General features: G+C 61.4%; 22 protein-coding genes and 1 pseudogene. 14 read left to right on the top strand and 9 right to left on the bottom strand.

Translation table 11 applies throughout. The features are described from left to right. Positions 1 to 161: 161 nt before the first annotated feature. The 5 genes from ACDK93_RS08285 (at position 162) to ACDK93_RS08265 (ending at position 3,436) form a co-directional block, all read left to right on the top strand. Positions 162 to 617 carry a lysozyme inhibitor LprI family protein gene (locus ACDK93_RS08285; protein WP_458072118.1) on the top strand — a complete coding sequence of 152 codons (456 nt, stop codon included), beginning with the start codon at positions 162 to 164 and terminating at the stop codon, positions 615 to 617. After that, a complete protein-coding gene (locus ACDK93_RS08280) occupies positions 607 to 1,314 on the top strand; it encodes a hypothetical protein (RefSeq protein ID WP_458072117.1) in 708 nt (235 codons plus the stop codon). The genes ACDK93_RS08285 and ACDK93_RS08280 overlap by 11 nt, the downstream gene beginning before the upstream one ends. Before the next feature lie 70 nt (positions 1,315 to 1,384). After that, positions 1,385 to 2,548 (top strand): peptidoglycan-binding protein, encoded by a 1,164-nt coding sequence (locus ACDK93_RS08275; RefSeq protein WP_458072116.1) that lies wholly within the window; start codon positions 1,385 to 1,387, stop codon positions 2,546 to 2,548. A 17-nt stretch (positions 2,549 to 2,565) separates the two neighbouring features. Then, positions 2,566 to 3,135, top strand: a complete 570-nt coding sequence (locus ACDK93_RS08270; protein WP_458072115.1) for a hypothetical protein — start codon at positions 2,566 to 2,568, stop codon at positions 3,133 to 3,135. 91 nt (positions 3,136 to 3,226) lie between these two features. Next, positions 3,227 to 3,436 (top strand): hypothetical protein, encoded by a 210-nt coding sequence (locus ACDK93_RS08265; protein WP_458072114.1) that lies wholly within the window; start codon positions 3,227 to 3,229, stop codon positions 3,434 to 3,436. A gap of 159 nt (positions 3,437 to 3,595) precedes the next feature. Here ACDK93_RS08265 and ACDK93_RS08260 read toward each other — a convergent pair whose 3' ends face one another. From ACDK93_RS08260 to ACDK93_RS08240, 5 genes are all read right to left on the bottom strand, one after another. Continuing rightward, positions 3,596 to 6,613, bottom strand: coding sequence for a DEAD/DEAH box helicase family protein (locus tag ACDK93_RS08260; RefSeq protein ID WP_458072113.1), 3,018 nt, complete (start codon positions 6,611 to 6,613; stop codon positions 3,596 to 3,598). Beyond that, a complete protein-coding gene (locus tag ACDK93_RS08255) occupies positions 6,610 to 6,978 on the bottom strand; it encodes an HI0074 family nucleotidyltransferase substrate-binding subunit (protein WP_458072112.1) in 369 nt (122 codons plus the stop codon). The genes ACDK93_RS08260 and ACDK93_RS08255 overlap by 4 nt, the downstream gene beginning before the upstream one ends. A gap of 32 nt (positions 6,979 to 7,010) precedes the next feature. After that, entirely contained in the window at positions 7,011 to 7,667 is a 657-nt protein-coding gene (locus ACDK93_RS08250) for a hypothetical protein (protein WP_458072111.1), read from the bottom strand. After that, positions 7,668 to 8,858 carry a site-specific DNA-methyltransferase gene (locus ACDK93_RS08245; protein WP_458072110.1) on the bottom strand — a complete coding sequence of 397 codons (1,191 nt, stop codon included), beginning with the start codon at positions 8,856 to 8,858 and terminating at the stop codon, positions 7,668 to 7,670. A 111-nt stretch (positions 8,859 to 8,969) separates the two neighbouring features. Continuing rightward, positions 8,970 to 10,616 (bottom strand): SWIM zinc finger family protein, encoded by a 1,647-nt coding sequence (locus tag ACDK93_RS08240; RefSeq protein ID WP_458072109.1) that lies wholly within the window; start codon positions 10,614 to 10,616, stop codon positions 8,970 to 8,972. A 243-nt stretch (positions 10,617 to 10,859) separates the two neighbouring features. Between ACDK93_RS08240 and ACDK93_RS08235 the strand changes: the two genes are divergently transcribed. Then, the gene (locus ACDK93_RS08235) at positions 10,860 to 12,185 is read left to right on the top strand and encodes an amidohydrolase family protein (RefSeq protein WP_458072108.1); all 1,326 of its coding nucleotides are present in this window, start codon (positions 10,860 to 10,862) and stop codon (positions 12,183 to 12,185) included. A 147-nt stretch (positions 12,186 to 12,332) separates the two neighbouring features. Here ACDK93_RS08235 and ACDK93_RS08230 read toward each other — a convergent pair. Continuing rightward, positions 12,333 to 13,165 (bottom strand): annotated as a pseudogene (locus ACDK93_RS08230) (oxidoreductase). Positions 13,166 to 13,329: 164 nt separating this feature from the next. Between ACDK93_RS08230 and ACDK93_RS08225 the strand changes: the two are divergent. Next, positions 13,330 to 14,268, top strand: coding sequence for an AraC family transcriptional regulator (locus ACDK93_RS08225; protein WP_458072107.1), 939 nt, complete (start codon positions 13,330 to 13,332; stop codon positions 14,266 to 14,268). 364 nt (positions 14,269 to 14,632) lie between these two features. On the opposite strand, the gene ACDK93_RS08220 is transcribed toward ACDK93_RS08225, so the two are convergent. Beyond that, positions 14,633 to 15,175, bottom strand: a complete 543-nt coding sequence (locus ACDK93_RS08220) for a YybH family protein (RefSeq protein WP_458072106.1) — start codon at positions 15,173 to 15,175, stop codon at positions 14,633 to 14,635. Between the two features lie 140 nt (positions 15,176 to 15,315). Between ACDK93_RS08220 and ACDK93_RS08215 the strand changes: the two genes are divergently transcribed. The 3 genes from ACDK93_RS08215 to ACDK93_RS08205 all read left to right on the top strand — a co-directional run bounded on the left by ACDK93_RS08215 (position 15,316) and on the right by ACDK93_RS08205 (position 18,031). Next, positions 15,316 to 16,830, top strand: coding sequence for a diguanylate cyclase domain-containing protein (locus ACDK93_RS08215; protein WP_458072105.1), 1,515 nt, complete (start codon positions 15,316 to 15,318; stop codon positions 16,828 to 16,830). Positions 16,831 to 17,026: 196 nt separating this feature from the next. After that, positions 17,027 to 17,161, top strand: coding sequence for a hypothetical protein (locus ACDK93_RS08210; protein WP_255457565.1), 135 nt, complete (start codon positions 17,027 to 17,029; stop codon positions 17,159 to 17,161). A gap of 48 nt (positions 17,162 to 17,209) precedes the next feature. Beyond that, complete coding sequence (locus ACDK93_RS08205) at positions 17,210 to 18,031, top strand: hypothetical protein (protein WP_458072104.1); 822 nt, start codon at positions 17,210 to 17,212, stop codon at positions 18,029 to 18,031. Positions 18,032 to 18,292: 261 nt separating this feature from the next. On the opposite strand, the gene ACDK93_RS08200 is transcribed toward ACDK93_RS08205, so the two are convergent. Continuing rightward, positions 18,293 to 21,955, bottom strand: coding sequence for a putative bifunctional diguanylate cyclase/phosphodiesterase (locus ACDK93_RS08200; RefSeq protein WP_458072103.1), 3,663 nt, complete (start codon positions 21,953 to 21,955; stop codon positions 18,293 to 18,295). A 229-nt stretch (positions 21,956 to 22,184) separates the two neighbouring features. Next, positions 22,185 to 23,168, bottom strand: coding sequence for an alpha/beta hydrolase (locus tag ACDK93_RS08195; RefSeq protein ID WP_458072102.1), 984 nt, complete (start codon positions 23,166 to 23,168; stop codon positions 22,185 to 22,187). Positions 23,169 to 23,491: 323 nt separating this feature from the next. On the opposite strand from ACDK93_RS08195, the gene ACDK93_RS08190 reads away from it, so the two are divergent. The 4 genes from ACDK93_RS08190 (at position 23,492) to ACDK93_RS08175 (ending at position 26,938) form a co-directional block, all read left to right on the top strand. Beyond that, entirely contained in the window at positions 23,492 to 24,100 is a 609-nt protein-coding gene (locus tag ACDK93_RS08190; protein WP_458072101.1) for a hypothetical protein, read from the top strand. A gap of 15 nt (positions 24,101 to 24,115) precedes the next feature. Continuing rightward, on the top strand, positions 24,116 to 25,534 hold the full coding sequence (locus tag ACDK93_RS08185) for a phospholipase effector Tle1 domain-containing protein (protein WP_458072100.1): 1,419 nt from the start codon (positions 24,116 to 24,118) through the stop codon (positions 25,532 to 25,534). A gap of 39 nt (positions 25,535 to 25,573) precedes the next feature. Next, the gene (locus tag ACDK93_RS08180) at positions 25,574 to 26,146 is read left to right on the top strand and encodes a relaxation protein (protein WP_458072099.1); all 573 of its coding nucleotides are present in this window, start codon (positions 25,574 to 25,576) and stop codon (positions 26,144 to 26,146) included. A gap of 87 nt (positions 26,147 to 26,233) precedes the next feature. Continuing rightward, complete coding sequence (locus ACDK93_RS08175) at positions 26,234 to 26,938, top strand: hypothetical protein (protein ID WP_458072098.1); 705 nt, start codon at positions 26,234 to 26,236, stop codon at positions 26,936 to 26,938. Positions 26,939 to 26,960: the final 22 nt, after the last annotated feature.

The following is a 26,960-nucleotide window of genomic DNA, read 5'->3' as shown; positions in this document are numbered from 1 at the left end:
TCGATAGCGCACTGCGGGACACCGGACTGAAGCGGTCAGCTATAACGTTCACTCACCCGCCTTTTGCATAATTCCCGGTGCTCCGCCGATTGGTAGCGAGCGTCGAAGAGTTGGGTATAAGCTCAGATCGTGAGTTTTGACGCGTCAGTAAGGAGGATAGGATGTCTCTCATTCGTTCACGCTTTGTCGCTCTATCGGTCGTTGGTGTTCTCCTGCTGGAGGGTGCGATCGCTCCCGCCGCTCTAGGGCAAGGGAAGAAACCACCGGCCAATATCGGTGCCGTCTTGTCGTACCTCTATCACTACAGACCCTCTTACGACGAATGCACCAGCAAAGCTGGAACATCGATGTATGGCATGGTGGCGTGCACCAAGACCGAGCTCGCCTATCAGGATGCACGCTTGAATAAGGCATACAAGTCGCTCCTGGCGAAGTTGCCTCCCGAGAAGCAAGCCAAGCTGAAATCCGATGAAAACATCTGGATCCAGTATCGCGACACGCATTGCCCCAAAGGTCCGAACGACCAGGACAGCCCTGCCGGAGAATATGAATCGTGCAGGCTCACGAAAACTGCTGAGCAAGCAACGTTCCTAGAGGCAATACTCGATGATCTTTGATCTTTTCATCACAGGACCAGAGATCTGCATAAGCTCGGCCAAAGTGATTTGTAGCGTCGTTAAGGAGGATGGAATGTTGTGCTTTCGATCAAGGTTTATTGTTGCGTCGATAATTGGCTCGCTCACGCTAGGGGTGGTCATACCGCCAGCATGGGCACAAACGCAGAACCAAGGAAGCAAAATCGACACGAGTAGTTTGAAGGCATTTGCCACGAATGGCGCAACTATCCTTGACTCCAAGACAGGTGACCTAAACGGCGATGGAACAACCGATGCGCTTCTTGTTCTCAACCCGGCCACTAGTGGCGCAGAAAAGCTCGGCGAAGGACCGTCGCGGACCGTGCTACTCCTGACGCGTGATGCCACCGGGCAATTACAAAAAGCCGCGCAGAACGACAAGATCGTGCCATGTGCCCAATGTGGCGGGATAGCGGGCGATCCCTACAGTTACACCCGCATCAGCGAGGGCAGATTTACGATAGTCACGGAAGGCGGCTCACGCGAGCACTGGTCTAACGAATATACCTTCGCCTACTCTCCCGAGCAGAAAAACTGGTTGTTGCGAGAGGTCAAACGCGCCGTTGTCGATCAGGACACTGGCAAGCAAAAGGCGCTTGACCTCAAGCCGAAGGATTTTGGTGTGGTCCAGTTCAAGGGCTTTGATCCGTCTACTTTGCCGACGCTTGATCTTCCCTAAAGACTCTCTAGCTATCGCGTAGGCAAAGTATAAGTTGGGAAATCGTTCAATCCCGGGTACAGGAGTTTCTATGGCTACGGAACGAGAAGCGCAGTTGTTGCTAGACGCTACAAATGCCGACATTAAATCGCCACAAGAGCTGGCGAATTTCATGGCTCAGGTCAGCGAAGAATCACAGGGGCTGACCCACCTCGAAGAGGGCTTTCGATATCCCCAAGGTATATCGCAAATTCCGGTTCAATCTGCGCACCGTGATGGCGACGCAGCGCTGGAAACGGCGCGTGTGGAAGCGATGCAAGGCAAGCCCGAGAAGTTGGCCGAATTGATGTATGGCGGTCGCAACGGTAACGATCAGCCCGGCGACGGTTACACCTACCGTGGACGCGGCTACATGCAGCTCACTGGAAAAGCGAATTACAAGGATGCTGGCGATGCACTCGGGGTGGATCTGGTCAAGCACCCGGAACTCGCCGCCGAACCGCAGTATGCTTCAAAGATCGCCACTTGGTATTGGGAAAACAAAGTGCCCGAAGCTGCGCACTCCGATGTGCGCGCAGCGACCTCAGCTATCAATGGTGGCCATAACGGCCTAGCCGTGCGTCAGGCAGAATTCAACAAGTGGGAAAAGACGTTGACGCCGGACGTGATGCAGCATCTTGCCAAAGGGGAGGTGGTACTCCCCATCGAAGCTGCTGCTGTTCAACACAGCAATCTCAGACAAGGTGCCCACGGCGACGTTGTGCGTGAGTTGCAATCCGACCTCAGCGCACTTGGCTACACCGACAGGCATGGTAACCCCCTGCATCCAGATGGTGATTTTGGTCGTGATACCGCCAATGCGATTGAGAGTTATCAGAGGAATAATGGACTTACAGTCGATGGCGTTGCTGGCACAACAACGCGCAACCTGTTGAACGAGCAGGTGCATCAACTGGAAAACAGCCGGGGCCCCTACGTGGGGCCGGAGCAGACGGTTACCAAAGATAGCTCTACCCACGACATGTTCGAGGCCATCTGCAGCGCCGCCGAGAGAGGTGACACCAAGGGCATGCTCGCCGTGGGCAAGTGCTATGAGCAGTCCCCGGACGGCCAGTCCTATCTGGCGATGGGCGCGCAGCTCAATCAGCAGCAAACGCAGATACAAGCACAGAACCAGACGATCACCCAACAGGCGGCCCAAATCACTATCCAAGCCCCGGTTGCGCAGCAGAGTGCGCCGACGATCTCACTCTAACCAATCAAGGAAGAAACATGGACCAGCGGGAACTCGAAGCACTTGTCGTCAAGATCAGCATGTTTGCCAACCGCGTGAACGAGCTTGGTGACCATGTCGCCAAGCAGTCACAGCAGGCAACGGAGCAGTTGACCCATACCGCAAAAGGCTTGAGCAACGTCGCAGATCAATCCGTTGCACGCATTGTTGAGGGAGTCGAGCAGTCCGCCGCCAAATCCATCTCGGCCGGTGCCAACATGGCCGTCTCCGACATTCTGCAACGCCTAGGCAATGGCGTGCAGCTGCTCGACAGCCAAGTGCGGCAGATGATCGGAGCGGTCAACACTCTGGAACATCGTGTCGTCAAGACAGATCGCGCGCATGTGGCGACGGCATGGAAAGGGTTCATTGGCCTTCTCATCGGTGCGTTGGCGATCGTTGGCGCCTCGACGTACATGGTCTGGTCGGCAAGACAGGACCTTGGCAACCTCAAGTGGGCCGAGCAGGTGCAGGCGGCGGAAACAGCCGGCAAGCTGGCGCAGTGCCCGGAAGGCGCCGGTATCTGCGCGCTCGACGGCAAGAAGTGGGTACGACTAGACTCTCAGTGACCTGGGCAACAGGCAGACAGCATCGTCTGTACAGGTCCGCATGTGGATGCAGAAGGGAATCTACATTGTCCTGTGAGCGTGGAGATGGGCCATGACCGGTGATGACATTTATGAGTTGATGATTCAGAAAAAAGGACTCGCCTCTCCACCTAAGGTAAATACCGCTACTCGGCTAACGGACTCCGACATCGCTTCTTTACGAGCGCAATCTCGGCGCTCGGCACTGTATGCGAAGCGGCAGTTGGCGATCGATCCAGCGCTGAAGCAGCTCGGGCCGCCTGGCGGACATCCGAAAACGTGAGCCGCTACGCCAAAAATCACCGCTACTCATAGGGCTCCAATTGGCCGCCAGCCGTCTACAGCAGAAAAGACGATTACCGAAAAACTTGGCGCTATGCTAGTGGTAAACGTCGCTGAATCCCTGCTCTTACGAGAGCGACCGGTCTGAATCAATACCTGTCTATGGCTTGGAGAAGTGGCGTTTCTCCAGACTCCCGCGCCAGGCATCGTCAAACACCAGGTCGCAGACCACCTCGGCGTGGCCGGCGCCCAACGACAGCTCGCCGGCCTTGCTGCCGCGTTCATCGGCGAAGGCATCGGAAAGTTTTTGCAGCAGCGCCTTTTTGTAATCGGTATCCAGCGAGCCCGCCAGATGCATGCCCTTGGTGTCCAGCACCACCGTGCGGGTTACGCCGGCTGATGAGACCACGCCGAAAATAAAGTCCGGATAGACGCGATGGCGCTTCCACCCCTGCAGTCCGTACTGGGTTTTGGCCACGTTGCGATGCCACCATTGCAGCGCCGCACGCTCGTCGAGGTAGCCGGCAAACTGCGCCTCGAACTCGTTCATGTCCGGCAGCCGCAGCGCAGGTTCGAGCAGGCTTTTTTCCACGGGGTGCACGCCGTCTTCGCGCATGAGGAGCTGAGGCTTTCCGGCCACCTGCAGGGTGGCATTGTCAGGCAGCGCGTAGTCAGTCGCATCGGCGCGCAGCCGAAACTGGATGCGCCCATCGGCCACCAGCGAGTCGAAAACCGACTGCGCCAGCCGGTCCCGCTCGGCCTCGATATCGACACGGAGGCGCTCGGCCAGCCAATCGCTTGACTGCGCCAGCGCCGCCTCGTCGTAACCGGTGTCGAGCAGACGCGCCACCACGGTATCGATCCACTGCCAAACCTGCCATGCGTTTGGCGCCACATCCAGCAGCGATCGCACCAGCCGCACGCGATCCAGCGCTGCCGAGTTCTTTGATGTATCGGCCGCGGGGTCGGGGCGCGAGCCGGAGAGATCATAGAGCAGGCGACTGCCATGAGCCGGCGCACTTTCCGGCGCCCAATCGCGGGCAAGCCGCGCTGTATCGAAATCACTCCAGGGCAAACGCTGCAATACATCGCTCTCGTAAACCAGCTCGCGACGCGCTCGGCCGGGCTCGCTCCAGGTAACTTTCGGTACAAAAATCCGCAACCCTGCAAACGCGGGCCGCCGTTTCAACGCAACGGCCTTTGGCGCTTCGGCATCCTCCGTATCGCTGCGCACGGTCATTGCCAGGTCGCCCATGCCCTCGGTTTCGAGTGATTTTTTGATGCTCTTGACCACATCGGCCGTGCGCGCCTCGTGGCAGAAAACATAGCAGGCATCCAAATCGGCGCGTCCGGTTTTCGCCACCTGCGGCTGTCGCAAAATGCGCCCGACCAGCTGCGTCATGGCGTTCTGGTTGCGTCCTGCCGCCAGCGCGCACAGCACATAGGCGAAGGGGCAGTCCCAGCCCTCCTGCAGCGCCTGCTTGGTGATGATCGCGCGAACGGCGCAGTTCGGCGACAGCAGATCGATGTTTTCGGGCGCCTTCAGGTCGTTTTTTTCGGACGTCTTTATGGCTATCTGGCTTTCGCTGAAGCCCAGTTGCAGCAGATACGCCTTGGCATCCTCGGCGTGGATGAAACCGGCATCGCGCAGATCGGCGCCGGTGCGCTCCACCTGCACCAGCAGGATCGGACGGATGTACCGCTGCGTTTCGCCGCGCAGCGCATCGGCCTCGCGCTGCAATGCGTCCAGCTGGGCCACCGACACCGCCAGACAGCTCTGCCAGTCGCGCCAGCGCCGCACCTCGACGTGGATGGGCAGCTTGATCATCTCGGCCGCGTCCAGGTCGGTACCGCGCACGTCGACCAGAATATTGGAGCCACCGGCTTTCTCCGACTTGACGCGCGGCGTGGCCGACAGCTCGAGCAGAAAGCTCGGATTGAAGCCATCCAGCGTGCGCAGCGCGTTTTCTGTATACGCGTGGTGGCCCTCGTCAATCACCACCATGGGGCGCAACAGTCGCATCACATTGCCCAGCGAGCTCTTGATGATCGCGCCTTTTTGCCGCCGCGCCGCATCCTGATCGACGTCGGCGTTCGATCCCCACGGCGCATAGACATCGAGATTGGGCACCCGCTGCAACATAGCCCAGTGCGCTTCGATATCGTCTTCGCGCGGCACAAAATTCAGCACATCGCCGCGGTCGCGAAAAAAGCGCAGCGTCTCCTTGCTTTGCCGTGCGGCCGACTGCAGCATCAGCAGCATCACGCACAAATGCGAGTCGGTATCCAGGCGCGACAGCGGCGAGTTTTTCTCCAGAATCTTGACCCGGCCCGCGCCGGCCACGTTGAGAATCTGCCGGTAGGGATGATCCCGATCGGCCAGCGCTTTCAGCGTCTGCCGATAAATCGCCTCGTTCGGCACCACCCACAGCACCAGGCCGGTGTGCCGGCCGAGATAGCGGGAAAACACGCTGGCCACGCTGGCAGCGGCCAGCAGGGTCTTGCCGCCGCCGGTGGGTATTTTCAGGCAGACGTTCGGCACCGCGTTGCCCGCGCCATCGAAACGGCTCGAATACGGCCGATCGACGTAGGCTGGCGGCAGCTCGCTCCGCTTGCGCAGTGCCTCCCAGGTTTTTTTCGGGAAGTCGGCGGCCTGCTTCGCCACCTCCTCCATTTCTTCCATCACTCCCAAAACCTCGAGCTGCCGACGCGATGTCGCCTGCTGCTTTTTCAGCTCGTCGATATACCGCCCCACCTGCGTCAACACGGTGGACTGGAAACTCTTCAGCTGGGTGCCGCCGATCGCTTCGACGTCAACCGCTGGGCGGGAAACCTCCCAGAGCAGGCGACGGTCGCGATGTATGTTCGAGAGAAATCGCTCGTCGGAGATGCGGTCCAGCCAGACCAGATCGACACCGTACAGCAGCTCCAGCGCCTCTATCCGCGTGACCAGACCGGTGCGATCCGCGTCGGCCATACCCGGCGCCTCCAGCGCGATATCGATATCCGATTCGCGCCGATGCGCGCCGGTGGCGCGGGAGCCGAACAGCCAGGCGCGCTGAAGCGCTGGCGTCTGCTCCAGCGCCGCCAGCAGCGCGTCCAGGCTGCGCCCGGCAATGCCCGCAGCCTCTCGCGTGTGTGTGGTGTCGATGCGTGCCGTGCTGTCGAACTCGGTCACGTGCGGCTCGCCAACGCGTTACGCAGCACATCAAAAGCATCCACCGCGCGCTGGCGAATAAAAGCCGCTGCCGCTACTTCACTGGCTTCTTCGTATTCATGCGTGCTGTCGTTGCGCCACCGGGTCAATTCGCTCCAGAGGTCGGCGTCGGCGATCAGGCCGGTTCGAAATGCCGCCTCCATCACTTCTTTTTTGGTCGCGTGGCCGGGTACCTCGCCCTGCTCCATCAGCCATTGCCGAATGGCCTTGCGCGCGGTTTCAAAACACAGCTCAAAACGCTTGATGATCGAGTCGCGGATAAACTCGTCCTCCGGCTGCTGCAGCGCGAGCTTCAGCGCGGCAATGGCCTTGCCCAGTTGCTCCATGCGTATCTGCTGACGGTCGCTGTCGCTCACGTTCAAGCCTCCCGGTAGAGCGCAAACGGCAGCGGCGCATAGTCCACACCGTGCTCCAGCAGCTGGCGATTGCTCAGGTACTTGGCCGGCGCAAACACCAGGTGTGACTTGGCATCGAAACCGGCCGCCGCACGCGCGGCAGCCCACTGGCCGAACTCGGCGGCGCGGCTCAGGGTAAGCGCTGCCTCCGGGCTTTTCAGAAAGGTCAGCTCGGGGCGATAGATCAACCACACGTGCCGATCTTTCGCCTCGCCCAGATACCACGCCGGCGCATCCTTGGGTCGTGCCGCCAGCGTGCCGCCGGTGGCGGTATGGAACAGCCACGCACCCAGCGCCTCGAAGCTGGGCAGGTGTTCGCCGGAGAGCAACTTTTCCAGCTCGATCGGTTCGCCCAGCGTGCAATAGGTAAACTCGCCGCCCAGCCCGTCCACCCGCTCGGAAATGCGTTTTTCGCCCTCCACGCGCAGCGTGCCGTCGTCGAGCTTGGTGCTGATTTTGTCGAAGCGCTTGCGCGTGGACGTGCCCTGATCGGCCAGATCGCCCTCGGCAAAGCCTTCGCTGGCCTTGATCGCGTCGATCTTCTTCAGCCACTCGTCGGCTTTCTTGAACTGGGTAAAGGTGAGCTTTTCTTCCAGCAGCGTCTCGCGCTGGGTGCCCACCTAGGCGTAGCCTTGAATTGCACGGCGCACGCGTTCGGCGGTGAGGCGATCGGCATAGTCCTCGCTTTCCACCAGAATGAATTTTCGCGTGCCGCCGTCTTTCGCGTTGGCCTTGAGTACGGCGTGGGCGGTGGTGCCGGAGCCGGCGAACGAGTCCAAGACGGTTGAAGTTTCATCCGCTGCTAGTTCAAGAATTCGCTCAAGTAGCGTGATCGGCTTAGGTGTCTCGAACGGCTTTTCACCACCAAAGATTCCCTTCAGTTCCGCACTGGCGTTGCGAGTGCTTCCCGCGAATTCATAGGGCCACCATGTCTGATTGACCACGCCAGACTTCGCCTCGGCGAGAAATTTCTTCTCCATCGGAAAGTCAGCGTCCCCGGATCTTCCCCACCAAATGCGATCATTCGCTTCAAGCCATCGCATCTTATCCGGTGGCCGTCGCCAGCTGCTTCCCTTTGGCGGAAACACTTCTCGACCAGCCTTGTTGCGAATCGCGTAATAGTCACGCTCGCGAAATTCTGCTCGCGTCAACGGGGCAGCCAGCCAATCGCCGCGCTTATCGCTATCCGGATTGACGTAGTTCGCGATCTGCTCTTCGTTGCGTTCCAGTAGATTTCCGGAAAACGCGTCAGATTTGCGATAAGCCAGAACATGGTTGTGCGTTTCCGCGACACCTACGCTGTTGTTGCCTGGCGTGTCTTTGGACTGCCAAACAAAGTTCGCAACAAAATTCTCCTCCCCAAAAATCTCATCCATCACCATCCGCGCGCGATGAATTTCGTTATCGTCCAGCGTGATCCAGATGGAACCTTGCTCGCTCAGCAGTTCGCGCAGCAGCACCAGCCGCGGCCACATCATGCACAGCCACTTGTCGTGCCGCAGCATGTCCTCGCCATCGACCGGGTTGGTGGATAGCCACTCTTTCATGATCGGCGAATTGACGCCGTCGCTGTAGCACCAGCCCTCGTTGCCGGTGTTGTAGGGCGGGTCGATAAAGATCAGATCCACCGCGCCGGCGTAGCGCGGCAGCAGGCTTTTCAGGGCATGCAGATTGTCGCCATGAATGATCAGGTTGCCGGATAGATCGGCCGGCCCCACGCCCTTGCCCGCCTGCGCCACCAGCGGCCGGTATGACACGGTGAGATGGTGGTTGTAAACGTACTCTTTGCCTTTGAAGACGATTTCGGGCATGGGCAGCGTGACTCGTTCAGTACAACAGTGAAATGGCCTGACGATTATGCCGACTTAAGCCGCGCGACGCTTGCGCCGCAAAGCCGTGGTGCCCGTTGCTGCACACTGCAGCTACAGCCCGGCGTTCGTCAGCAGGCCCATCAGCTTGGGTTTGCGCGCGTGCACCGTGCGGATCGTGTCCCGCAGCGGTTGCCACGCCTCGGCCGGAAGCAGCGAGGACGCCTTTTTCAACGTTGCCACGAGCTTCGAGTAGTCGCTGGCCGACCTCATATAATCGAATTGGTGACGAGCCAGCCGCAGATAGAACTGGCCCGCCGCGGCGGGGTCGGATCGGCATAGACGCTGCGCCAGCGTATCCAGCAGGTGCGCAGCCAATCGCCCTTGCTGCGCCAGCGCCTGCGCCGCGCGAAGGTCACCGTCGTGCAGAAGCAGAACGACCCGAATGGTAACGTCGTCCTTTTCGCGCGCCGCGACATCGTCAAGCGCGCGCTGCCGCCATTGGGGCCACGCCTTGCCGGCGATGCGCTTGAGTGCGTCCCAGCCATCGTCGTTCGGCCGTTGCTGAAAGCGCTGCCACGTCTGCTCCAGCGCCTCTTCGTCCATACCGCTTTCCAGCAGACACTCGGCCAGCAAGGCACGCAGTCGCTCGTCACGCGGAAACCGCTTGACCGCCGACTCGGCCCAGGCCAGAGCCTCACGCGCGCGCCCAAACTCGCGCAGGCTTTCCAGCACGCGCAGGTGCTGATAGTCGTGCTGCAAGTCGCGCCGCAGCACGCGCTGCAGCAGGTCGAAGTCGTTCGCGCAACGCGCCAGCTCCTCGACGCGACGGCAGACGCTGAAACCTTCGCCGTAATGCTCACGCAGCACCGGCGCCGGCAGGCGTTCAAACTCGGCCAGCACAAGCTTGCTGTAAGCCGATTGTCCCTGGGATCCAAGCGCGTTCCAGTAAGCCGCCAGCTGCAATGTACTCCAGCCGTCCTTCGCCATCAGGCTGTGCAGGGACTTGGCCAGAGCCTTGCCAGGCGGTGCCGCGACGCACGCTTGCGCATGGAGTTCGGCCATCGCGCCAAGACACTCGCCGATCGCACCGGCCGAATCGTCGCTATTGCCATAGATCTTGAACAGTCGACCGAGTGCGTACTCGCACAACACACGACACTCGTCAGGATCACGTTGCAGCAGTTCGTGCAACTGTCCGATCGCTGCCTGCAGTCGCTGCGCGTACGCCATGGCACGCCGGTAGTCGAGAAAGCCGCCGGTGTTTAGCAGTTTGGCCAGCGCAGCTTTCAGTGCGCCAGGCTCGTCAGCCGCGCGGTAAAGCAGCAGGCGCTTTTCGATATCGCCGTCCTCGTCGGCCAGCTCCTGGAGCCAGCCGGCCAGACGTTCGGCCGGCTGTGCGCGCAGAAAGATGACCAACTCGTCGGGTTTTGTGCGGGGTTTCGAGGAAGAGCGTGGCCGCCCTTCGACCGCATCGCCCTCTGCTGCCTCGTCGCGCGCCGTCAATACGGCCGCCACCAGATGTTTGCAGAGCGAACCACCGTCCGCCGCGGGGCAGTTGCAGTCCCAGTGCCAGTTGTCGCCGGCACACTTCAGCCACAAATTATAGGTGTCCGTACCGTGCGCCTCTCCAGCCAGCGCGGTGGTCGATACCTTGGACAACGCTATGCGCCCGGCACGGTGATAGCCACGCCCGCGCTCGAAAGCCGCTTTGCCGGCCAACTCGATCAGTTCAGAATTGCTGGGTAAATCAGTAGCCACCGCCACACTCGGATACGGGTTGGTAGACGGCTATTCTGAACTGCGTGGCCATTGACTGACAAACAGCCACGGCTGTGTTGTCGCAGCGTCTGCTCCGACGACATGCATTCGTGAGTGGCCTGACATGACTTCCGTTGCCTTTAGTGCCGGGGTTTGCAAACCTGTCCTACGTCACACCTGTATCGGTACGCAAAGACAATCGCCACAATCCACTGACATCCTGCAGAACTTGAGAGTCGCACCATGGCCATGTCGAAATTTCTGCATCGCGCGACCGCCGCACTTGTCGGCATATTGTTGCCCCTGTGTGTGGCTAGCGCCACTGTAGCTCGCCCGATCAACACACCCGCCGATCACGCATGGCTGCTCAAGGCCGATCGCGTATTCGACGCGCGCAGCGAGCAGACGCATGCCGGATGGGTGGTGCTGGTACAGGGTGGAAAAATTCTGGCGGTGGGGCCGTCGGCAGAAGTCCACGCGCCGGCGGATACGCAAACCATCGACCTACCCGGCATGACGCTGTTGCCCGGTCTGATCGACGCGCACTCGCATATCTTTCTGCACCCGTACAACGAAACGCTGTGGAACGATCAGGTGCTGAAGGAGTCGCAGTCCTATCGCACCATCGAAGCCGTGCAGCACGCGCGCGACACCCTGATGGCCGGCTTCACCACCCTGCGCGATCTGGGCACCGAGGGTGCGGGTTATGCCGACGTGGACGTGCAGCGCGCGATCAACGAGGGCATGATTCCGGGGCCGCGTCTGTTTGTCGCTACCCGCGCGACGATTGCCAGCCACTGCTACGGGCCGGGGCCCAGCGGCTTCGCCAATCTGGATCTGCCGCAGGGCGGCATCTCGGTCAGCGGCCGCGATCAGATGCTCGACGCGGTGCGCGATCAGGCTGGCCACGGCGCGGACTGGATCAAGCTGTACGCCGACTACCACTGCGGCAAGAGCAAGGGCTCTGTGCCTACGTTCACCCAGGACGAGTTGAACGCCGGCGTCGAGGCCGCGCATTCGCTCGGTCTGCCGGTAGCCGTGCACTCGACCACGCCCGAAGGCATGCGACGTTCAGTGCTCGCCGGCGTCGACACCATCGAACACGGCTTCGACGGCACGCGCGAAAACTTCGAGCTGATGAAGCAGCACCACGTCGCCTATCTGCCGACGCTGGAAGCCGAAGCGGCCTACGCCGAATACTTCGGCGGCTGGAAACCCGGCATGCCGCCGACCGACGCCATGAAGCAGGCGGCGAACGCGTTCAAGCTGGCGATGGCCGCCGGCGTGACTATCGGCTGCGGCAGCGATGTCGGCGTGTTTACCCACGGCACCAACTACAAGGAGCTGGAGTGGATGGTGCGCGACGGCATGACACCCGCCCGCGCCCTGCTCGCCGCCACCGCCGTCGATGCGAGCATCCTGCGCCAGCAGGAAAACTTCGGCCAGCTCAAAGCCGGCCTCGATGCGGACATCATCGCCGTGCCGGGCGACCCGACCGCCGACATCAGCGTGCTGGAACGTGTGCCGTTCGTGATGAAAGGCGGCGTGATCTACAAGCAGCCGCAGTGAGATGCCCCGCAGATCAATGTGCTCGAAAAAATCTGCAAGAGCCCCCGAATGCCCTACCCGTCGTAGGCTTCGGATCGGTGGTGCGCTGATATGGCAGAGCGTCAGCGCAGCCACCAGAACCGCAAACTACGAACTGTTGATCTTTGCTCAGCCGTCCGTCGACAGCGTCACGGCTTCCCAGGCATCCATCTCCGCCGACAGCTCGGCGAGTTTGGCGCGCACCAGCGACAAAGCATCGCTACCCAGCAGCAGATGCGCCGGCGGCTTTTCGCTCTCGATCAGTTGCAGGATCGCCTTTGCGGCCTTTTGCGGGTCGCCCAGCTGCTTTCCGCTCTTCTCGTGCCTGGCCTGGCGAATGGGATCGAATACGTCGTCGTAGTCGGCAATGCGGCGCGGCGATCGCTGCATCGACCGACCGGCCCAGTCGGTGCGGAATGAGCCCGGCGCCACCGCCGTCACGGCGATGCCGAAGGGCGCCAGCTCTTTCCCCATGACCTCGGACACACCTTCGAGCGCGAACTTGCTGCCGCAGTAATAGGCAATGCCCGGCATCGTGATGAAACCGCCCATCGAGGTAATGTTGATGATGTGTCCGCGGCGACGCTGCCGAAAATACGGCAGGAAGGCCTTGCTCACGGCCACTGCGCCGAAAACATTGACGTCGAACTGCTTGCGCATCTCCTCAAGCGGCGATTCCTCCAGCACGCCTTCGTGGCCGTAGCCGGCATTGTTCACCAGCACGTCGACGGGCCCGAACGTCGCTTCGAGTCAGCGACGAGCGTATCGATGGACGTCGTGTCGGTAACGTCGAGTACGCGGGCATGTGCCTTGGTCGGATCGAGCGCCTCGAATTCTTGCACTGCCGCCATACTGCGCACCGTGCCGACCACGCGGTGTCCGGTAAGCAACGCCTCGCGCGCCAGCGCCTGACCGAAACCACTGCTCACGCCGGTGATAAAAAGAGTTTTTGTGGCGCTCATACGTTCACTTCCTGTCACCGCTTCGAATGCCTGGCATGCTAGACACCCGTGCCGCGCAGGCGAATACCCATACCTCTGGCATGTTTGCCTAAAGCTATGAGGCCGCTTGCCTTGTGCTCGCAAAACGCGGAAGGTTTTCATTTTTCCCTGGCTTTGGGGGCTCCATGAGTCGGCAACGAAACAGCGTCCAGCGACAGATGATCGCGTTGCTGGACCGACTGACGCCGGTTGAGGGCTACAACCTCACGCCGCTCGATGATGTGCGGCTGTTGCGCTCGAATCGCCGGATGAGCCGCACGCCCGTGCTGTACGATCCCGGCGTCGTCATCGTGGTGCAGGGACGCAAGCGCGGCTATCTCGGCGACACCGTCTATCTTTACGACGCGCAGCATTATCTGGTGGTCTCGGTGCCTGTGCCGTTCACCATGGAAACCGACGCCACGCCTGCCGAACCGATGCTGGCGATCTATCTGCGGCTGGATTTTCAGATGGCCGCCGACCTTCTGCTGGAACTTGACGAACATCACGATGCGCCGCAGACCAGGCCGCGCAGCATGATGTCCACTCCCATAGACGATGCCCTGGCCGATTCCGTGCTGCGGCTACTGCAAGTACTCGGCTCGCCGCTCGACACGACAATTCTCGGCCCGGCGTTGCTGCGTGAAATCTATTTCCGCATCTTCGTGGGCCAACAGGGTGGAACGCTGCGCACCGCGCTCGCCATGCAGGGCCCGTTCGGCAAGGTCGCCAAAGCGATACGGAAAATCCACCGCAGCTATACGAAACGGCTGGCGGTGGAAGATCTGGCCAAAGAGGCGTCGATGAGTGTGCCCAGCTTCCACGCGCACTTTCGAACCGTTACCAATACCTCGCCGATGCAGTACCTGAAATCCACGCGCCTGCATCAGGCGCGCCTGCTCATGATGCGCAACGGGCTGACCGCGGCCGCGGCGTGTGCCCAGGTCGGCTACGAAAGCAGCTCGCAGTTCAGCCGTGAATTCAAACGCCTTTTCGGCCGCACCCCGGTGGATGAGGTCGAACGCATGAAACGCCGATTCGCGCTGCCGCCCGCGCTACCATCGGCGTATGTTTCCTCGCACTGACGGGGGACGGCGGACGATCGACGATGCCTTCGCGATCCAATAGCTGTAACGGCAATCGTCTTGTCGTCAAAGCCGAATACCGATGGTCAGCGCGTTGGGGCATTCGCCGATTCTCAGCCAGGTATCCACTGATGACGGCTAACCTGTCTTGAACTAAGCACTCGGCGCGCCGGGTGTTGTGATGGCGGTAGACTGGCTGGCCGGTCCGTATCTGCCTCATGCCCGTGCTCACCTGTTATCAGATGACCGAGGCGGATGTGTTTGCCATCTATCCGCGCAAGCAGCGAACCCATCGCACGTAAAGCGTTTTATTGCTCACCTGACGACCAAGATCGCGCACCTCGGCGAAGCCGCCCGTCGCAGGTTAGCTGCTGTGATCGAGGATGATTTTCCAGCCGCTCGGTGTTTTTTCCCACAGCAGCGAGAATACGCCGTCGTCCTTTGTCACTTCCCCGTGGGCGCTGCGATCGAGATGAAAACGCCCGGTGACGGCCGCGTAGCGCACCACCCCGTCGTCGCCGGGCAACAGCCGCACGTCGATGGCGGAGAACGTAAGCCTGCCCATCTGCGCCCTGCTCGCATAGTGCTGGCGGTAGCTGGCGAGAATATCGCGATAGCCCTTGCGTACCGTCGAGCCGACGAAGGTGGTGTCGGGCGCGTCCTTGTAGCCCTGCATGAAATCGTCGACGTCGCCGCGATTCCACGCGGCCTGCTGCTGCGCCATCACTTGCTCAATGGCGATGACGTCAGTTGCACGCTTCAACGGCGCCGCCGCGGTAACGCCAACGAAAGCACTCAGAGCAACCAGCATCCCCAGTCGGATCAAAAACGTTTTCGTCGTCATATCAGGCCTTTTCAAACCACCATCGTTGCGAGAGTTAAGCATTACTGCGCCGGCTTGCGCCATCGCCCGGATCCCACCAACGGCTTTTGACGACACCCGCGCGAGATGCATCGGGCCGACCACCAGCGGCTACGCCGCATCTGATCAGGTAAAGATGGCAAACAGGCCACGCCGACGCGGTGCGGCTGGGCTACAGTGCAAGCATGGATGGACGCCCGCCCAATGGCTCCGCAACCGCAACCCGCCACGGCGGAAGCCGTCGGCTGTCGTGGCTGTTTCTGGCCCTGATTCTGGCCTTTGCGGCGCCCTACGCCTGGTGGCCGCTGAGCGGCAACCAGCGCTGGGGGCTTTACTGTTTGCTCGCGGCCGTGGCGATCGCGCTGACCTGGGTATTTACCCTGCGCTATCGCCCGCCCGCCACCTGGTACTGGCTGCTCGCCGGCTTTAGCTGCAACGCGATCGCCGACCTGCTGTATTACCGGGAGACGGTATTTATCGGCATGGGCCCGCAGGCCTCGTTTTCCGACGTGATGTACATGGCGGCCTATGTGCCGCTGGCGGTGGGTCTGGTAACCATGGGCCGACGCGTCGGCCGCACGACGGGCGCGCTGCTGGACGCGAGCATTTTTGCAATCGGCCTGGCCGTGCCGGTGGTGGCGTTCTATATCGTGCCGACCGCGCGGGAAACATCCATCAGCCTCGACGGCATGCTTCTGGTCGGCTGGTACGCGCTGGGCAGCATCCTCATTTTTGCGCTGTATATCCATCAGATCACCTCGCGGCGCACGCGCAACCCCGCGTTTCTGATCCTGGGCGTGGCGATGCTGATGACGGCGATCGGCGACCCGCTGTGGAACGTGCACATGATGGGCGGCGACGACAGGCTCGGCGATCTGCCCAAGCTGCTGTGGTATCTCAACCGCTGCCTGCCGCTGGCGGTGATCGTGCATCCTTCGGTGTGGCGCCTTTGGGAGTACGAAAGCAGCACGGCGGATGCGCCGCTGCCGCGGCTGCGTCTGGTCGCGCTGACGCTGGGCTCGCTGATGCCTGCCCTGACGCTGCTGCTGGCCCAGCTCGCACCATCCAATTTTCCCTATTGGATTGCCGTGGTCGGTGGCGGCCTGCTGCTGCCGGTGCTGGTGCTGGTGCGCATGGACGGCCTGCTGCAGCAGTTGCGGCGGCAAGCGAGGCAGCTCGACCAGCAGTCCCATTACGACGAACTCACCGGCGCCCCGAACCGCCGCCACTGGAAGCGCGCGCTTGCCGCTGCCGCCGCGCAGGCGCGCCACGATGGCCAGCCGCTGACGCTGGCGCTGATGGATCTGGATCACTTCAAGGCCTTCAACGACGCGCACGGCCATCATGCCGGCGACGATCTTCTGTGCGAGGCCTATGCGGCGTGGTCCGCGCGACTGCCGGCCGATTGCCTGATCGCCCGTTACGGTGGCGAGGAGTTCACCCTGCTGATGCCACACACCACGACACAGCAGGCGCTGCATCTGCTGGAGCGCATGCAGACCGCCACGCCGCGCGGAGCGACGTTTTCTGCCGGCGTGGCTTTATGCGATCCGCTTGCCGACCTCAACAACGCGCTCGATGCGGCGGACGCAGCGCTGTACGAAGCCAAACAGGCCGGCCGCCACCGCATCCATATCGGCGGCGCACGAGCGGCGGAGCCACGGGACGCATCCGCTGCGCCGGTGTCAACCGGACTCTAGACAGCCGGGCCGGCCGGACAGCGGCTCCACCCGGATCATGAAAATGCTTTGGACATGCGTCACCGGCCGATTCGTCGGAAAGCACCGGCTCGTCTACGTCACGCTTTTTCGACCGCTTAAACGCCACCCTGCCTCATCGCAGCGAAGGTGGGACCGAAGGGCTCGTTGCGGTCCAACCACACGAGAGGGAAACGTCATGAACGAAACAAATCCATTGTCACCGCCGCCATCGTCCAAAGAAAAAGGCGGCATCGGTTACGTGCTGCTCTGGCTGATGGGCGTGCCCATTCCGCTGCTGCTTCTCTTTGCGCTCCTGCGAGGTTGTGCGTGATGTTCGCCCCACAACCCGGCCTCGCCCACCCACTCGCAGGAGAACAGCATGTCCTACGTTGCTAACAATGACCGGGTTCAGGACGAACTCGCCCTCGCCCATCCCTCCATGCGCTTCGGCGCAATCATCGCCGGCTGGCTGGTGGCCACAGCGACAGCCGGTCTGTTGTACGCCGCGGGCCTGGCCCTGGGCTTTGCCAGCTTCGACGCGTGGAACGTGGCAGGAAGCGCCAAAGGCATCGGCATCGGCACGGCGGTCTGGGTGATCGTCACCTGGGTCGCCGCACTGTTCATCGGCGGCATGTTCGCTGCCTGGTTCGATGGCCGAAACGACGATACGAGTGGGGCGCTGCACGGTGTCACGGTGTGGGGGCTCTCACTGACCACCACAGCACTGTGGCTGGCCTTGGGACTGGGCCATGCCATGTCGGGGCATAACGAACACAGGGGCGGTCCAGGGCCAGAAATGCATGGCGGCCCGACCATGACGCCGGCCGTGTCGGTGCTCGATGCGAATATCGCGTATTCGCTGACGGGGCGCGAGCGCGGCGGCTCGACACCCATCGTCGGCGCGATTCTCGCCGGCCAGGACGATATCGCCAGCGCGCTTCTGGCAGCGGACACGGGCACCAGTCAGGACTCCGCTGCGGCTTCGCTGCAGAAGCTCACGCCGCAGATCGACACAGCGCGCGCAGAGTCCAGGATGACCGCGGACAAGGCGGCGCATTACCTGTCGTTGACGCTATGGATTGCCTTTATCAGCGGCTTTCTCGCGCTGCTCGCATCCGCCGTCGGCGGCTGGCTCGGCGCCGGCCATATTCATCGCGTCTATCACCTGCGCAAATACCCGGCTCGTCGCCACATCGCCTGAACGGCGATAGCTACATCGAGACGCTGCAAGAGGCCGGTCGCTGCGACCGGCCTTTTTTATGGCGACGCCGCGGCACAACACGATAGCCATGGCAGGGTCGTTGGCCGGCGCCGCGCATGTCCCTGCCCGACATGCAAGTTCGAAAGGTCATCACCGCGTCGATTTGCTTGAAGGCCAAGCACGCAAGCGAAAAGCACCATCACCGGCCAGCCCGTTGAACGCAGGCCGGCGTCGCGACAGGCCGGGGAATCGGGCATGCGGTCAGCCGCCATCCGACGGAGCATTCTCCATCGGCTGCGGCCGGCCCAGAAAATAACCCTGTACGAAGTCGCAACCATGCAGGCGCAGGTAGTTCAGCTGTTCGATCGTCTCCACGCCCTCGGCAACGACGATCATGTCAAGGCTGTGCGCCAGCGCGATGATCGCCAGCGCGACCGCCGCGTCGCTGGCGCTGTCGGGCAGACGGTCGACAAAGACGCGATCGATCTTCAGCGTGCTGATCGGAAATTGGGTGATGTACGACAGGCTGGAGAAGCCGACGCCGAAATCATCGACGGCAATCAGCACGCCAAGCTCCCGAAGCTTTTGCAGACGCTTGATCGTCTGCGCCGAATGATCCATCAGCACGCCTTCGGTGATTTCGAGCTCAAGGCACGAGGGTGCCAGCCCGGTTTCCTCGAGCACCCGCTGCACGTGCTCGACCAGATCGTTTTGCAGAAACTGCCGTGGCGAGAGATTGACCGCCACACGCAAACTATCGCCCGTACGCCGATTGCGCGCAGCCATGTCGTGACATGCGTTGACGAGCACCCAGTCGCCGATCGCCACGATCAGCGAGCTCTGCTCGGCGATGAGAATGAAATCGTTGGGTGCCACCAGCCCGCGCTTGGGGCTATACCAGCGCAGCAAGGCTTCCATGCCATGGATCCGATCATCCCGCAGGCTGACCTGCGGCTGGTAGTGCAGCTGGAACTCGCCCTGCGTCAGTGCGAGCTGAAGCTCGCTCTCCAGCTCGAGCTTGGTCTTGGCGGCCAGCTCCATTTCACGACTGAACAGGCGATAGGTTTTTCGGCCGGCCTGTTTCGCCTCGTACATGGCGGTATCGGCGTCTACCAGCAGCGCGTGCAGGTCGTCTCCGTCGACCGGATACTGGCTCACGCCGATGCTGGGAGAAACATGCAGCTCGTGCCCGCCAACCTGCGCCGGTTGCGAAACGCTGGCGATGATCTTTTCGGCGACCAGCTCGATATCCACATCGCTCTTGATATCGCTGAGCAGCACGGCGAACTCGTCGCCGCCCATGCGCGCCACCGTATCGGATCGCCTGACGCAGGCGAGAATGCGTGCGGCCACGATCTTCAGAAGTTCGTCGCCCACGTGATGGCCGAGCGAATCGTTGACGCGCTTGAAATGATCCAGATCGATCATCATCGCGGCCACCCTGCAGCCGTCGCGTCGCGCCCGCTCTATCGCGATGTAAAGGCGGTCGTTCAACAGCGTGCGGTTGGGCAGGCCGGTGAGAAAATCGTGGTGCGCCACGTGGCGTGCGTACTCTTCCTGATGCTTGCGCTCGGTAATGTCGTAGGCGATACACAGAAAGCCGGTGATCTGCTCGCCTTCATCGCGCAAGGCGGTCACCGTGAGGTTCACCGGAAAGCGCGAGCCGTCCTTGCGCACATAGGTCCACTCGCGTTCTTCGGTCACGCCGAAACGCGACCTGTGCACGAATACTTCGAAGCCCGCGTCCACTGGCCTGCCCAGCGAGTCGGACAACTCTTCCGCGCGCTCCGTGATTTCCAGCGGATCGTGGATATCCACGGCTGTCGCCTTGCCCACCAGCTCGTCGGCCTTGTACCAGAGCATGCGCTCGGTGCCCGGATTGACCGCCCTGATCAGCCCGCTCTCATCGGTGGCAATGATCGAAAACGGCGCGGCTTCCAGAATCGCCTGGCGCAGCTGGTTGGACTGCGCCAGCTGCTTTTCGGCGGATCGCCGTTCAGTGATGTCGGAGAACGAGGTGATCACGGTACGTTCGTCATCCGGGCCGTCGCCGAGCGAGAGCACGGTGTTGATGCTCAGCCAGCGCAGCTCGCCCTGCGGTCGCTGCACGCCCATGATCACGCCTGTCTCCGGCTTGCCGGTGCGCAGCGTGCGCGGGGCTGGATGATCAGCGCCGGGCCAGTGCGAACCGTCCTCATGCATGGTGTTCCATACCGGATCGAGCGAGCCGCGCGTGCGTATGTCAGCGTCGTCCAGCCCAAGAATGCGTCTTGCCGCGGGGTTGGATGCCAGTATTCTGGCGTTGGCATCCTGCAGCAGCAGGCCGTCGTGCAGTGATTCCACTACCGCCTTGTACCGACTCTCACTGATAACCAGGCGCTTCACCAGAGCGCGAATGCGCGTGCGCAGCCAGGTCACCGACACGCCCACGACAAGCAGAACCACGCCCAGTCCCCACAGCATGCCGCGACGGATCGGCGCATAGAGACCGGTGGCATCGAGTTGTACCAGCAGGGCGAGCCCGGTCGAACGTACGGAGCCGTAAGCGATGACATCGGTGGGGATACCCTCGCTGGCCTGCGCGCGCGCGATGCCTTTCGATCCTGCAATCGCATTGCCGACCAGCGCAACAAGACGATCGCCGGCCTGATTGGAAACCGCAGCAGTAGCGCCACTGTCCACGCGCAGGCAAGCCACATTCGCTGCGCTGACGCGACCGCACAGTCGCGTGATGACCGAAGCATTCAAATAGGTACCGGATCGCAATCTCGACTGCACGAGCGCGAGCGGCTGATCCATGATCAGTTCGCCTTGGCTTCTTCCGTTATTGACCAGCATCACGCGCGTGCGCAGCGTGAGACCGCCGTGCCATCCGATTGCGCGGGTGACACCCGATGCCGCCGTCATCGGCAAGGCGCCAATGAACGGTTCGATCGGAGCGCCTGCGCGTGCCAACGCGATGCCACCGGGAGCATTGATCTGGACGCCGCGTATGCCGCGCGCCGCCAGCACGTTTGCCTCCGCCTGCAATGACGGGCGGACATCCGCCCCGGGCAATGTGTGCGACGCCGACGCCAAGACCAGCGACACGTCGGCGCCGGCGTCCACGGCACGCTCGGTCGCGCTCTGCAGGTCCAGTGCCAGCAGGTCCGATCGGGCATCGCGGGCAAGCTGCAGATTGGCCTGCAGCGCGGGAGCTCCCTGTGTGCGCAGCAACCATATGCCGCTGAACACGGCAACCAGCGCCACCACCAGCAGCGCCATCGTGCCGACGGCAATGATGTGGCGATCCTCCGAATAGCCGTGCAGCGCGCTGATGCGCAGCACGGTAGGCCATAGCGCCATACTCAAGATCAGCATGCCCACACCGGTCGGCATCGCCATCTGGTTGATCGGGTACCACGCATAGAGCGATTCCATATGCATGAAGTAGCCGACAATCACCGTAAGCCCGATACTGAAAGGCACGGCGCCAAAGCTCATGGCGAGCACGGCCAGACGCGGGCTGCGCGCAACAGGCAGCAGCAGTGAGCCCGCCGCAAACAGGAAGCACGTTGTCGCGCCCAGCGACATCTGCCCCGGTTTGACACTATTGATGGGGTGCCACGCGTGCAACGCCGGCAGATTGATACCCAGCGACACGTCGCCGATAACCTGCAGCAGATTGATCGCACTCAGGGCCAGGACGACGGAGCCGCAGCGTTTGGCGAACGTGTGCGTGATTCCTGTGTTGCCCAGTGACAGCCGGAACAGAGCCAGCCCCAAAAGAAAAAAGCACAGTCCCGTGTTGAAAACCATCGGCACCCGACCGGGAACGATGGTGGTGAGCCAGGCGGTACGCGTCAGCCAGCCGGACATCACGGCAACACCGGCAACGAGAATGACAAGCGACAACCAGCGTGCCGGCCAAGCCATGAACTTCATTGCGTTTTCCCCGGTTTGCGAAGCCCGAAGGCATCCGACGTACCCCAACAAGGCCGGCCATGGCGACAAACTCTCGATCAATATAACCCGATAAGGTCCGATAAACCGGGCGCCTCGGCACAGGCGCCGCGCTGGTCAGGCATGAGCCGACTTCGTCCGAGTGATCGGGCTGCTCGCTCCACCACCAATAAGAAGCACTGCGCGCTGATGCTTTCAATCGCGCAAGCGCTTACCGTTCGAGAAAGCCGATGCGCTGGAGCCACGATTGAAATAGCCTCGGCCATTGATCCTCGCCGGCAATGCCCTCGGACAATCCGGAACCGTGCACGCCCTGCTTGAACAGGTGCACCTCGGCAGGCACCCGATGGGCACTCAGCGCGTCCGCAAACGCGATGCTGTTTTGTGCGCTGACGCGCTGATCGTCCTCGCTGTCGAAAAGAAATACCGGCGCCATCCCGCGAGCGACGTGATGCTGGCCGGACAAGCCAAATTCGAGCTGCTGCAGGAGTCGCCCGTCGTACCCATACAACAGATGCTTCAGCGAACTTGGCGACGCGTATTGCGAAGGCAGCATCGAAATCACGGGATAACCCAGGCCGAGAAAGGCCGGCGCGGCATGCGCAGCATCCACGGCATCGTGTGCAGGCAGATCGAAATCGCTGTCCGGATGCAGCGCGAGCGTGCTGGCGAGATGGCCGCCAGCGGAAAAACCGAACACGCCGATGCGCCCGGGATCGACGCCCAGTGCCAGGGCATTGTGCCGAATGAAGTTCAACGCGCGCCGACCGTCCCACATCGGCACGGGATAACGATACGTCCCATCGCGCTGCACCAGCCGGTAATACAGCACGAAAGCGACCACACGCAGATGACTGGCGAAATATTCGGCGACCGGCGCCTGCTCTTTCGCATCGGAGAGACGGTCGTAACCACCACCGGGAATAATCAATATCGCGGGCAGGCGTGCGGCTTTTGCAGAAGCGGGGGCATACCTTTTCAGATAGGGAATATCGCGGCATGCGTCGTTACCCATGGCACCGGGAGCGGCGCCCGGCCAGAGTCGGATTTCCGAAGCGTCCAACGTATCGAAACAGTTTCCCGAGTGATCGTCATGCGCGCCAATCGCCGCCCCATCACTCTGCCGTGCAGACGCCACTCCTGCCGACAGCGACATGAGCCACAGCGTGGCAACGACGAAAACCCTGCAGCGCATAACACTCTCCGTCAGAGAACGATCAGTAAACCCACAGGGCATCGCCCATCCGTTGCGGCAAGATTGGTCAGGCATCCGTGAACGGTTGCGAACCGCATCAAACCACACACCATGAAGGTCGACAGCTGCGCCGACGACATCGACAACGAGGCAAGCAACCGATCCACCATTCGATCCAGCCCAGCATGTTGTCCCGCACACTGCCTGTCGTGTCTGGTCATTTGCCCTGGTGCTGGCATCGTCGGGACGTGACGTGTTCGTATTGCCGATCGTGTACGAGCGAAGTACATTCGGCTCGTTGCAGCTCAAGGCAGGAGAGCCAGATGCTCAGCCCGTTCAACCTTCGTCGCGCCACGTTCTCGATCACTGTTTCCGTTTTATTGATGACAGGATGCCATCCAGCCATGTCAGCTCAGACCAACGCAAGAATCGAACCCCCTGCGCAAACGCACGCCGTGCCGCTGAAGTTCAAGCAGCACAACTTTGAAGCACTTTGCTACAGCACCATCGGATGCAATGTGATCTACAACAACCGTTATCAGACGCAGCACGCGCCTGATGAAGTATCAGCCCCGCCAAAGTCGTCCGACTACAAAAAGGCTTGGGGCTCGGTCGAGGTAGGTATCGATAACTTTCCTCCACCGGCCGAGGTGACCTGGAAATCAATCGATGGTGTCGCTCACGAAGCTACCGTCGACATCGGCGCAATATTCAAAGACGAACTGGTATGGCACGCCGTGCGTAAAGCGGACATGGCAGATTTTTATAAGGGCCCTGTCGCCGGCGAGCCGGACATTTATCTTGAGGTCAACGACCGCACGGTTAATGTGTACATGGCTATGTTCATTCCCACCAAGCATGAACAGATTCCCGGAAACAAGGACAGTAACTTTCGCAAAGACGTGATTCTGGCTTGGAGCCACACCTACTAAGCAGGGAGCATAGCCATGGGCGGCGACAAGCAAAAACTTGATAAAGACGGCTATCCAAGCGAAGGAGCTTTTTACCCGGCTGATCCACACAGGCTGCAAACCTATACGGATGCCAGTCAGCACCTGTCAGGTTTTCAAGCACCTGTATTGATCCACGCCGATAACGCGCATGAGAGACTGTATCTCGCCTGCTTTGATGGCACCGGTAACGACCGCACCAAAGACCCGGTGCACTCCACGAATGTCGCTAAAATCGATCTTCAGGTGCGCGAGCTAAATAAAACCGGTGATACGCGAGTCATCAGCGGATACGTCCCCGGTCCTGGAACACAAGATAGCTTCGTGCCACGTACGCTAGACGGCATCACCGGGCTCACTTACGACCAGCGCACCGAGCAGATGTACAAACTGTTCATCGAACAGGCCAAAAAGTGGCGCCAGGAAGATCCCAAAGCAGAAATCCGCATCGCCGAGATCGGTTTCAGTAGAGGCGCAGACCAAGTCCCCGGTTTCGCGCGCCTCGTGCAGGAGCGCGGCGTACAGGATCCTTCAGGCGCGCAATATACCCGCGACGCTCACGGCCAGATAACACATGTGGAGTACACCAGGCCTCCGCTGGTGGCGCCTGGTCAGACAGCACAAGCGGTCGGCTTGTTCGACCCGGTGGGCACAGGCGATCCCATCAAGTATCACGACCGCCGCCTGCCGCCTTCGGTGATTTCCGGCTTTCAAATCACCGCAGACGACGAGCGCCGCGGCTTGTTCAAATCCGATCGCATCATCAAACCCGGGGAATCGCCCGATGGTCGCTTTCTGGCGGTCAACGTGGCCGGCGCGCACTCCGATGTGGGCGGCAGCTACCTGCGTGATGGTCTGGCCATTCGCAGCGACAATCTGATGACCGATTACTTGAACGGCCTTAGCGACAAGCCGTATCTGAAAAAGCAGTCCGAGCCCACCGATCCGAGCTTGAACGTCGTGCATCGCTCGGAACAGAGCATGCTGCTGTACAAGTTCTATCCGAAGATCGATCGAACCGGCCCCGGCGGTTACAACGATCTGCTGGTGCCCAGGAATCAGATTGCACACGTGGGCGATGCGTATCACGCGCAGCCGCGCGACGAGTCGCTCAGCAACCGGTTCGAACGCCAGCCGGTGAAGATCGCCCCACTGCCGGCGCCGCAGCAGGCAAAGGCCGCGTCCGCCGATGATCTGTCCTCCCGTCTCGACAACATGCTTGCAGCGGGGCAATCAGGCGATCGCGCAGCGTTTCGGGCGGGCACTCAGGCACTGGCGAATTCCGACGCAGCACGGGCCATGCACACCCAGGCCGCGGACATGGTCAACCGGCAAACGCAGCAGCAGGCTCCGCCTCCCGCTTCCCAACTGACGCCGCAGCAGCCAAGTGCGGGCGCGAGCCCTCCGCAACGTTAGCCATCACGTTCACCGCGATCGAGCAAGGAACGCAGCACGATGCAAGAAGATGAATTGACCGTACTGATCAGCAAGACGGCCGCGCTGATGGAACAGTTCGAGCGCCGCTGCGATGAAATCGACCAGCGCCTTTCGACCTCGCAGGAAGAACTTCAAAAGCTAACCCGGCAGCTGCCGGATGCAGTCAGGCAGTCCGCCCATGAGTCCATGCAAGCGCTCCCCGGTCAGGTATCGAGTCAGGTACAGCTCGGCCTCTCCCGCCCCATGGCCGAGTACCAGCAGATGCTGGACAGGTCGGGCAACGACGTCGGGCGTGCCTCGCACGCGCTCGCGCAGCAGATCAAGCAGATGGCGCGTTTGCAGCGGCTGCTGATATGGAAAGTCATCGGCGTCACCGCCATCTGCTTTTTGCTGCTGCTTGCCGGCGGCATCTGGCTGTCGATGCATTACACCAGGGTCATCGAGGAAAACCAGCTCACCGCCGATCTGCTGAAAACCTACAACCGCGCCGACCTGGTCATGTGCGAAAAAGACCAGCTCTGCGCCAACGTGGATACCAAGGGCAAGCATTACGGCGATCGCCGGCAGTACGTGCCCGTCATGGCGCGGTAGCGCTGCCGATAAGACACGTGGACGGTGAGTCGATTCAACAGGTATTCAAGGCCTACACTGAGCTATTGGCCCTCCGGAGACTCACGCATGCGAAGCCTGGATTTCAGCTCGTGGCAAACGCTGCTTTCGACCTTGCTTGGGCTGTCCGTCATCACACTTATCGGTGTTGGCATACGGCTGTTGGCCATGCAGGTGATCCAGCAGCGGCGTGAGCGCGAGAACAGGCAGATCAACGAACGCCTGCGCACGCTTATCGCCGCCTACAAGACGCTGGGCGGTTCGTTCACCGGCAATCTTGCCGTCGACCCCAGCCATCTGCGTGATCTGCGACAGCGCCAGGAGCAGGCTGTGGCGTCCGGTGTCTCGGCGGCAGACTCTGCCTCTGCCGCACTGCAGTCGCCTTCCGAACGGCCCCGACGCATACGCGATGCTGTCGAAGCTGCGCTATCGGACATCATTCTGCTGGGCACAGAGGAACAGGTCGAACTCGCCGCGAAGGCGGCCACCGAACTCGCCGAAGGCCGCGCGGTGCATACCGCGGCCCTCGTAACGTCGCTGCGCAACTTCATCCGCCAGGTGCTGGATCTGGAGCCCATCGCGGCAAAGCTGTCCATTCCTCTGCAAGGACCCATCCGGGTCGCCACCACGCGAGGCAAAGGCGAAGGCAGTTCCAAAAGCGAGAATGGAAGCGGCGGCGGCAAGAGCGGCAAGAGCGGCGGGTCAGGCGGCGGCATGGGCGGCATGGGCACCGGCATCCATCCCGACGATGATGACGCTGAGCATCATCATTAGAAGCCAGCTCCAGGTGCGAGGC

Source organism: Rhodanobacter sp. BL-MT-08 (genome assembly GCF_054161255.1).
This window is presented reverse-complemented; position numbering and strand designations above follow the sequence as displayed.